This window comes from Aminobacter sp. P4_H6_2, assembly GCF_056400805.1.
Genome location: NZ_JBFUKO010000257.1, coordinates 1 through 7,462, shown reverse-complemented (window position 1 = coordinate 7,462; position 7,462 = coordinate 1). Strand labels below are relative to the sequence as shown.

Below are 7,462 nucleotides of genomic sequence, written 5' to 3'. Positions count from 1 at the left end.
CTGCCAATGTCGGTAAGCCCTTTGCCATCGTGCTCGACGGCAAGGTGCTGTCGGCACCAAACATCCGCGAGCCGATCACCGGCGGCTCGGGCCAGATCAGCGGCAGCTTCAGCGTCGAAGAGACGGTGACGCTTTCCGCACTCCTGCGCGCCGGCGCACTGCCGGCACCGCTGACCGTTATCGAAGAGCGCACCGTCGGTCCCGACCTCGGCGGCGACGTCATCAAGATGGGCATCTACACAGGCGTCGCCGGCTTTGTGGCCGTCGTGCTGTTCATGGTCGCGCTCTACGGCACTTGGGGCATGATCGCGAATTTCGCCCTGTTGCTGCACCTGATCCTGACCTTCGGCGTCCTGACCCTGATCGGCGGCACGCTGACACTGCCCGGCATCGCCGGCATCATTCTGGGCATCGGCTTCGGCGTCGACGCCAACATCTTGATCAATGAACGCATCAGGGAAGAGTCGAAGAAGGGACTCAGCGCCTTTGCTGCCTTGGACAATGGCTTCAAGCGCGCCTACTCGACCATTGTGGACGCCAACGTGACGTCGCTCATCGCTACTGGCCTGCTGTTCATGTTCGGCTCGGGTCCGGTGCGCGGCTTTGCCATCACCATGTTCCTGGGTACCTGTCTGTCGATGTTCACCGCCGTTTCGGTGACGCGCATCCTGATGGCCGCAGTTGTGCGCCGCAAGCGCCTGAAGACGATCACCATCGAACCGCTGGTCCGCTTCTTCCCTGAAAAGACCTCGATCTCGTTCATGAAGGCCCGTTACCTCGGCATCGGCATGTCGATCTTCCTGTCGCTTGCCTCCATCGGCCTGTTCTTCAAGCCGGGCCTCAACTACGGCATCGACTTCAAGGGCGGCATCCAGGTCGAGATCGCGACGTCGACACCGGCCGACCTGGCTCAGCTGCGCAGCACACTCGGCAGCTTAAACATCGGCGAGGTTGCCCTGCAACAGATCGGCAGCGATGGTAACGTGCTGATCCGCGTGCAGCGTCAGGAAGGCGGCGAGACGGCGCAGACCGCGGCCGTCGACACCATCAAGGCTGCCGTGCAGAAGCTCGATCCGAGCGTGAAATTCGAACGCACCGAAGTGGTGGGTCCGAAGGTTAGCGGCGAGTTGGCGCAGTCCGGCATCCTGGCCGTGGTTCTGGCCGCGCTTGCCATGCTGGTCTACATCTGGTGGCGGTTCGAATGGAACTTCGCCATCGGCGCCATTGCCACACTGGTGCTCGATACCACCAAGATGGTCGGCTTCTTTGCGCTGTTCGGGCTGGACTTCAACCTGACGGCGATCGCGGCCCTGCTGACCATCATCGGCTATTCGGTGAACGACAAGGTGGTGGTCTACGACCGCATGCGCGAGAATTTGCGCCTGTACAAGAAGATGCCGCTGCGCGAGATCATCGACATGAGCATCAACCAGGTGTTCGCGCGCTGTATCTATACTTCTGTTGCCATCCTGCTTTCGATGCTGCCGATGGCGATCTGGGGCGGCAGTGCGGTGGAGAACTTTGCCATTCCGATGGTGTTCGGCGTATTCATTGCAACGACCTCGTCGATCTTCATCGCCGCACCGATCCTGCTTCTGCTCGGCGACTGGTGGCAGCACCGTCATGCCGGCCGGGAGCCGTCAACTCAGGTGGTTGCAACCAAGGCTTGAACTACTTTGCCGGAGCCGTTTCATGGCGGCTCCGGTAAAGACCCACTTGCGTGAAACCTGACGATTGGATGGCAAGTCGGGCCGGCTGGCGGTGCCGAGAAATCGTCACTTAAAATCGTATGCCGTCAGCACATACAAGCTTTTGCGCCCGTGGGAATAAACCTCCCGCGCGACGTCCTGGATCGAGATGCGGGCCGTATCGAAGGCGGCAAGATATCGCGTTTCATTGTCAGCCGTCGCGTGGCTGGCTTGGAGCGCCTGAACCTCGACGAAAAACGGAACTTCAAACGTCCCATCATAGCCCAGGAAGCGTATGGCCTTTTTTGCGGCGTCATAGCTGCGGCTTCTGTTCGGGAAAGCTAGGGTCATCAGTTGCTCCAGTGCAGGGTCGTTGGATCAGGTTGCCGAAAGGCGCCGGACAATGGCGAGCCACTACGGCTGTAGGTTGCAGGCCTTGGTTCCGCCTTCCGTCAATTCGGAAGCTCAAACATCCCATCGCAGGGACCAGGTTCGTCGCCTGATTTGCGCTTTGTACGGGATGCATACCAAGGGTTACTCCACCTCATTGTGCAGTCGCGATGTCGGCATGTCGCGCGTCAGCAGTCCGCTGAGAATCCGGGCTGTCTCGCGCAGCATGGCTTGCATATCCTGCTCGGTGAGAGCGTATGGTTCGTCCGCTGCATCGAGAAGTTGGACCACGAGTTCGACGCCGCGCTGATGCAATTCAGCCATCAGGGGCCTCTTTCATTTTTGGTCGAAATATCGATGGCCGCCGGCCTAGATCAGGCGGTTGCGTTCGTGGATATCTCTTGCGCGCCGCCGCTTTCCGACGGTGTCGTTGATACGTCGCCGATCAGCTTCGTCCCGTGGAGGCCGAAGCGGCATCATCGCCGTTTCCAGGCGCAGCACATGGTCCTGATTTGGTGAAGGCTTGAGAGCGCCACCCTCGTTGTCCCATCGATCGATAGCCCGATCCATGGTCGTGCGCTGGTGCGCATATCTCGTGAGCCTCTTGCCAAGATCATCGACAGTCGTTGTTCCGTTCTGAAATCGTGCTGTCGCCGTTTCCCGATCGGGGTCAGGCTGAGAGCCACGTTGCCGGATTTCGGCAAGTAACCGCCTGATCATGCTCATGTTTTCGGAAGTCAGATAGTTGGAAGACACGGTGTCCTCCTTTCAGTTGGGGCTAGGGCACGATGGCCGCCCTCAATCAGCCGCGCCCTAAGACGAGCGGCCGACAATTGACCCTGCGCCTTTATCCAGGTCGCGTCTACAGCGATGATCAAATATTCGATGCGGAAATAATTCTGAACATGGCGGAACGAACATCCCTGGCCAGCCGTTTTGTTTCTGGCGGCATTCGGCCGCCCACTAATAATAAAGGAATATCAATATGAAACGCATTGCATTTGGACTTGCGGCTGTACTTATGACCGCTGGAATGGGTTTTGCAGCGGAGCCTGCAATGATGACGAAGACACCAAAGGGTGAAATATACACAAATACGAAGGGCATGACGCTCTATACGTTTGACAAGGACAAGGCTGGCGCATCCAGCTGTTATGATGCTTGTGCCGCGACCTGGCCGGCGCTCAAGGCTGATGCCAAGTCAAAGGCTGCCGGCGCATGGACTGTCGTTGACCGCACGGACGGCAGCAAGATGTGGGCGTATGACGGAAAGCCGCTCTACACCTATGCCAAAGACAAGAAAGCCGGTGATATGAACGGCGAGGGCGTCGGTGGCGTCTGGCATATGGCCAAGGCGAAGGCCAGCTAACCATCACGTGTGGGCGGCGTCTCATGGCGCCGCCGGGTGCGGACTAGCGGGATAATTCCGGGAAACGGGAGGCAGGCAATGATCGTGCAGGAGATGATGCGAGAGGACAACATTGCAGTCTTGTCGTCACAAGGGCTTGGACGGCTGGCTTGCGCCAGAGACAACCGGCCTTATTTGGTGCCTTTTCACTACGCATTTTCCGACAATCATCTGTACAGTTTTTCGATGCAGGGTCAGAAGATCGACTGGATGCGCGAGAATGCCCAGGTGTGTGTTCAGGTCGATGAAATCATTGCAAATCGAGAATGGCGAAGCGTTATCGTTTATGGCCTGTTTGAGGAGTTGCCCGACACACCGCAATGGCAACGTGATCGCGACCATGCCTGGTCTTTGCTTCAGCAACACGCCAACTGGTGGGAGCCAGGAAGTCTGAAACCCAGCTCCCCGTCAACTGCGGTCGGCTCAGCACCGGTGTTTTACCGGATTAGGATCGAAAGCATGACCGGTAGGCATGCTCGTGAGGCTGCGCCGTCTGACTAGAGTGCAAGAATGGCCGCTTCAATGACGAATTTTGGCGCCATACTGGCATCATGATTCTTGCTTCGCCTCCGTCATCCCAGCTTCCACAAGATCCGTTTGAACCCGCCGATGACGCGCTGCTTGATATCGTGCAGCAGCAGACGATCCGCTATTTCTGGGAAGGCGCCCATCCAGTCAGCGGCCTTGCCCGCGACCGCCAGAGGACCACAGGCGATCGGCCAAACGATCTTGTGGCGATCGGTGGCTCCGGCTTCGGGATCATGGCCATCATCGTTGCAGTTGAACGAGGCTGGGTCGATCGCGCCGAAGCCCTGCGTCGACTGCATCGGATGCTCGATTTGCTCGAGCGTTCGCCACGTTACCACGGCATGTTCCCGCATTTTATCCACGGCGCTACAGGCGACACTATCCCGTTTCGGCGCAAGGATGACGGAGCGGACCTTGTCGAAACGACATTCCTGTTTCAGGGGTTGATTTGTGCCCGCGAATATCTGGACGGCCTCTCGGCCGAGGAACAGCGTCTTTGCGATCGGGTGAACGCGTTGCTGGCGCAGGCCGAGTGGAGCTGGTTTGCGCGGAAAGGCAAACTCTACTGGCACTGGAGCCCCAGGCATGGTTGGGCCATGAACAGCCCGATCGAAGGCTGGAACGAGTGCCTGCTTGCATTCGTTCTGGGAGCAGGATCGCAGCATCACGCCATCGATCCGGATTGCTACCACGACGGCTTTGCCACTGGGCCGGCTTTTCAAAACGGGCGTGACCACTACGGAATAGCCTTGCCACTAGGAACGGACTTTGGTGGCCCGCTCTTTTTCGCGCATTATTCCTTTTGCGGGCTCGATCCCAACGGCCTCAATGATCGCTATGCCGACTATTGGGAGCAAAATATTCGTCACGCGCTGATCAACCATCGCCATTGCGAGCTCAATCCCCATAACCATCAAGGCTACGGCGCCGATTGCTGGGGGCTCACCGCATCTCATGGGCCGACGGGCTATATCGCGCATGCTCCGGATAGGGACGTTGGTGTCATCACGCCGAGTGCCGCTCTATCAAGTTTTCCTTATGTGCCCGAACAGGCGATGTCGGCTTTGCGCGGTTTCCTGGTGAAGCCAAGGAAACGCATCTGGGGGCGTTTCGGCTTTGTCGACGCGTTCTGCGAAAACCGCAACTGGTACGCCCGCACCTATTTGGCCATCAACCAAGGCCCCATTGTCGCAATGATTGAAAACCATCGCACCGGGCTTTTGTGGAGGCTGTTCATGGGCGCACCGGAAGTTCGCCTTGGCCTGGCTAGGCTGGGTTTCACCGGGCCAGGAACCAAACATCTGAGACGTGAGGCAGCCGGGTCGCTCGCGGTTTCCTAGCCGTTGGCCGCGCGGACCTCGACCCGCAACAGGGCCAGCATTTCATCGAGGTCGGCCCGGTCGGCGATCGAGATGCGCAGCCATTCCGGCAGGCCGTAGTCCTCGTTCGAACGGATGATGAAGCCCTGCTTGGCAAGCCGCGCCACAGTCGTCTGCGCCCAGCCGGCATAGGCACCGGGCAGGCGGACGAAAGCGAAGTTGGCAGCGCTTGGCGAAATCTCGAAACCGAGCTTGCGCAGTTCGCCTTCGAGATATTCGCGCTCCTCGGCGGTGCGGGCGCGCACGTGCTGGACAAAATCCTGCTCGCCGACAGCAACGGTCGCTGCCACCTGCGCCAGGCCGTTGACGTTGCCGATGCCGCGCACATTGTTCAGCGCCGAGACAACTTCCGGATAGGCATAAGCCCAGCCGGCACGCGCGGACGCCAGGCCATAGGCCTTGGAGAAGGTGCGCGTGACGATGACGTTGGGATGGCGATCGGCGATCTCGAAAGTAGCGATCGCCTCGACCGGGTCGACATATTCGGCGTAAGCCGCGTCGAGCACAAGAACGATATGCGACGGCAGCTCGCGCGCCAGCCGCGCGACCTCGTCCATCGGCACGACCGAGCCGGTGGGGTTGTTTGGGTTGGCGAGGAAGACGACGCGCGTCGCTGGCGTGACGGCGGCCAAAAGCGCGTCGACATCGACGGAAAAGTCCGGCCCGAGCGGTGCCTCGACCGCCTTGGCGCCAAGACGGTAGGCAACGATGGCGAACTGCAGGAAGGAATAGGCCGGAAACAGAATCTCGTCGCCGGCGCGCGCATAGACGCGGCCGACAGCATCCAACAGCTCCTCCGAGCCGTTGCCGCAGACGATGCGGGCGGGGTCGAGGTTGAACTGCTTGCCGATTGCCGCACGCATCGTTCCGCAGTTCGGATCGGCATAGCGGTAGACATTAGGCGCGGCCTCACGGATTGCCTCGACCACGCCCGGTGCCGATCCGAGCCAGCTTTCGTTGAGCCCGAGATTGACTACGCGTGCCGCACCAGTGGTGTCGATCTTCTTGACGACGGTCAGCGTACGGGCGGACAGATAAGGCACAGGCAGGGACATTTCATTTCCTCGAAATAGATAATGAGGGGGGCGCTTAGTCGGAGCCGATAAGGATCTTGGTATAGAGCGAGCGGAAGCGCTTGCGGTCCGCCGGCGGCTCCTTGAAGTGGGTGGCGTAGTAGCCGATCTGCTGGAAATAGGTGATGCGGGCGCGGATCAGGCTTTCGTCCTGGTCGTAGCCCATCACCGCAAAAGCCCTGACAAGCAGCGCCATACGAAAATCGTCCTGCGCCTGCACCTTGCGGGCGATCACTGCCGAGCTGCGCGCCCAGTCTCTGATCGCGAGATCGAGCCGGGGGCTGAAGGGATCTTCCCTGATCCACACCCCGGTCACCGCATCGAAGAAGGCCGGACCGTCAATGACCTCCTGGTCGATGAGCGCTTCGAACGGCTTGCAATTGCGCTGACGCCATTCCTTGAGCAGGCTGTCGAGCAGGTCCTTCAGGTTTTTGAAATGGAAATAGAAACTGCCGCGCGTGACCTTCAGTTGTTTCGACAGGTGGTCGATCTTGACGTTGGCGATGCCCTTCTTTTCCAGCGTTGCTATGGCAGCCGCAACCCAGGCCTCGCGCGACAGCGTCTTTCGCGCCGCGGGCTTGCGTTCGGGAATAGGGGCACCTGTTTTCATCGCCGATCGCCCTCTCAGGGAAGGTTGCCGAAGCGCTCCAGCATCAGCTCGAAGAAGCCATCGGCATCGATGCGGCGCAGCACGTTGCAGTTTTTCCGCCGGCCGGTGACGTGCCACCAGTCGACGACGGTCATGCCGATGGTCTCGGGCGACATCAGCTCAATGGTGACGTTGCATTGCTTCTGTTCGTACAGATGCGGCGCAAGCAGATAGCCGGTGACACAGGCGTCATGGATCGGGCGGGCTTCGGTGGGGAATTTGTGCGAGCCGTACTGGCGGTAGAAATCGGCCATGTTGGCGGCTTCGATGGCCGAGCCTGTGCCGAGCGCGCGCAGCTTTTGCAGCCATTCCGGCGTCATCTGGGCGGTATAGGTGCAGTCGATGCC

The 7,462-nt window shown here is 59.7% G+C and carries 10 protein-coding genes; 5 read left to right on the top strand and 5 right to left on the bottom strand.

Annotated elements, in window-relative coordinates:
• Positions 1 to 1,670 (top strand): protein translocase subunit SecF (secF, locus tag AC1DUU_RS18090; protein ID WP_476784788.1); only part of this gene is annotated, 1,670 nt, incomplete at its 5' end.
• A 105-nt stretch (positions 1,671 to 1,775) separates the two neighbouring features.
• On the opposite strand, the gene AC1DUU_RS18085 is transcribed toward secF, so the two are convergent.
• Positions 1,776 to 2,039, bottom strand: coding sequence for a DUF1488 family protein (locus AC1DUU_RS18085; RefSeq protein ID WP_476784787.1), 264 nt, complete (start codon positions 2,037 to 2,039; stop codon positions 1,776 to 1,778).
• Positions 2,040 to 2,309: 270 nt separating this feature from the next.
• On the opposite strand from AC1DUU_RS18085, the gene AC1DUU_RS18080 reads away from it, so the two are divergent.
• The 3 genes from AC1DUU_RS18080 to AC1DUU_RS18070 all read left to right on the top strand — a co-directional run bounded on the left by AC1DUU_RS18080 (position 2,310) and on the right by AC1DUU_RS18070 (position 3,987).
• Positions 2,310 to 2,597 carry a hypothetical protein gene (locus AC1DUU_RS18080; RefSeq protein WP_476784786.1) on the top strand — a complete coding sequence of 96 codons (288 nt, stop codon included), beginning with the start codon at positions 2,310 to 2,312 and terminating at the stop codon, positions 2,595 to 2,597.
• Positions 2,598 to 3,063: 466 nt separating this feature from the next.
• Entirely contained in the window at positions 3,064 to 3,447 is a 384-nt protein-coding gene (locus tag AC1DUU_RS18075) for a COG4315 family predicted lipoprotein (RefSeq protein ID WP_476784785.1), read from the top strand.
• A 78-nt stretch (positions 3,448 to 3,525) separates the two neighbouring features.
• Positions 3,526 to 3,987, top strand: a complete 462-nt coding sequence (locus tag AC1DUU_RS18070) for a pyridoxamine 5'-phosphate oxidase family protein (RefSeq protein WP_476784784.1) — start codon at positions 3,526 to 3,528, stop codon at positions 3,985 to 3,987.
• A 71-nt stretch (positions 3,988 to 4,058) separates the two neighbouring features.
• Here AC1DUU_RS18070 and AC1DUU_RS18065 read toward each other — a convergent pair whose 3' ends face one another.
• On the bottom strand, positions 4,059 to 4,313 hold the full coding sequence (locus AC1DUU_RS18065; RefSeq protein ID WP_476784783.1) for a hypothetical protein: 255 nt from the start codon (positions 4,311 to 4,313) through the stop codon (positions 4,059 to 4,061).
• Positions 4,314 to 4,316: 3 nt separating this feature from the next.
• Here AC1DUU_RS18065 and AC1DUU_RS18060 point away from each other — a divergent pair, with 3 nt between their 5' ends.
• Positions 4,317 to 5,354, top strand: coding sequence for a glucoamylase family protein (locus AC1DUU_RS18060; protein ID WP_476784782.1), 1,038 nt, complete (start codon positions 4,317 to 4,319; stop codon positions 5,352 to 5,354).
• Here the strand turns inward: AC1DUU_RS18060 and AC1DUU_RS18055 are convergent.
• The 3 genes from AC1DUU_RS18055 to AC1DUU_RS18045 form a co-directional block, all read right to left on the bottom strand.
• Entirely contained in the window at positions 5,351 to 6,448 is a 1,098-nt protein-coding gene (locus tag AC1DUU_RS18055; protein ID WP_476784781.1) for a pyridoxal phosphate-dependent aminotransferase, read from the bottom strand. The genes AC1DUU_RS18060 and AC1DUU_RS18055 overlap by 4 nt on opposite strands.
• 34 nt (positions 6,449 to 6,482) lie before the next feature.
• Positions 6,483 to 7,076, bottom strand: a complete 594-nt coding sequence (locus AC1DUU_RS18050; protein ID WP_476784780.1) for a TetR/AcrR family transcriptional regulator — start codon at positions 7,074 to 7,076, stop codon at positions 6,483 to 6,485.
• A gap of 14 nt (positions 7,077 to 7,090) precedes the next feature.
• A partial coding sequence (locus AC1DUU_RS18045) for a nucleoside hydrolase (RefSeq protein WP_476784779.1) occupies positions 7,091 to 7,462 on the bottom strand: 372 nt, incomplete at its 5' end.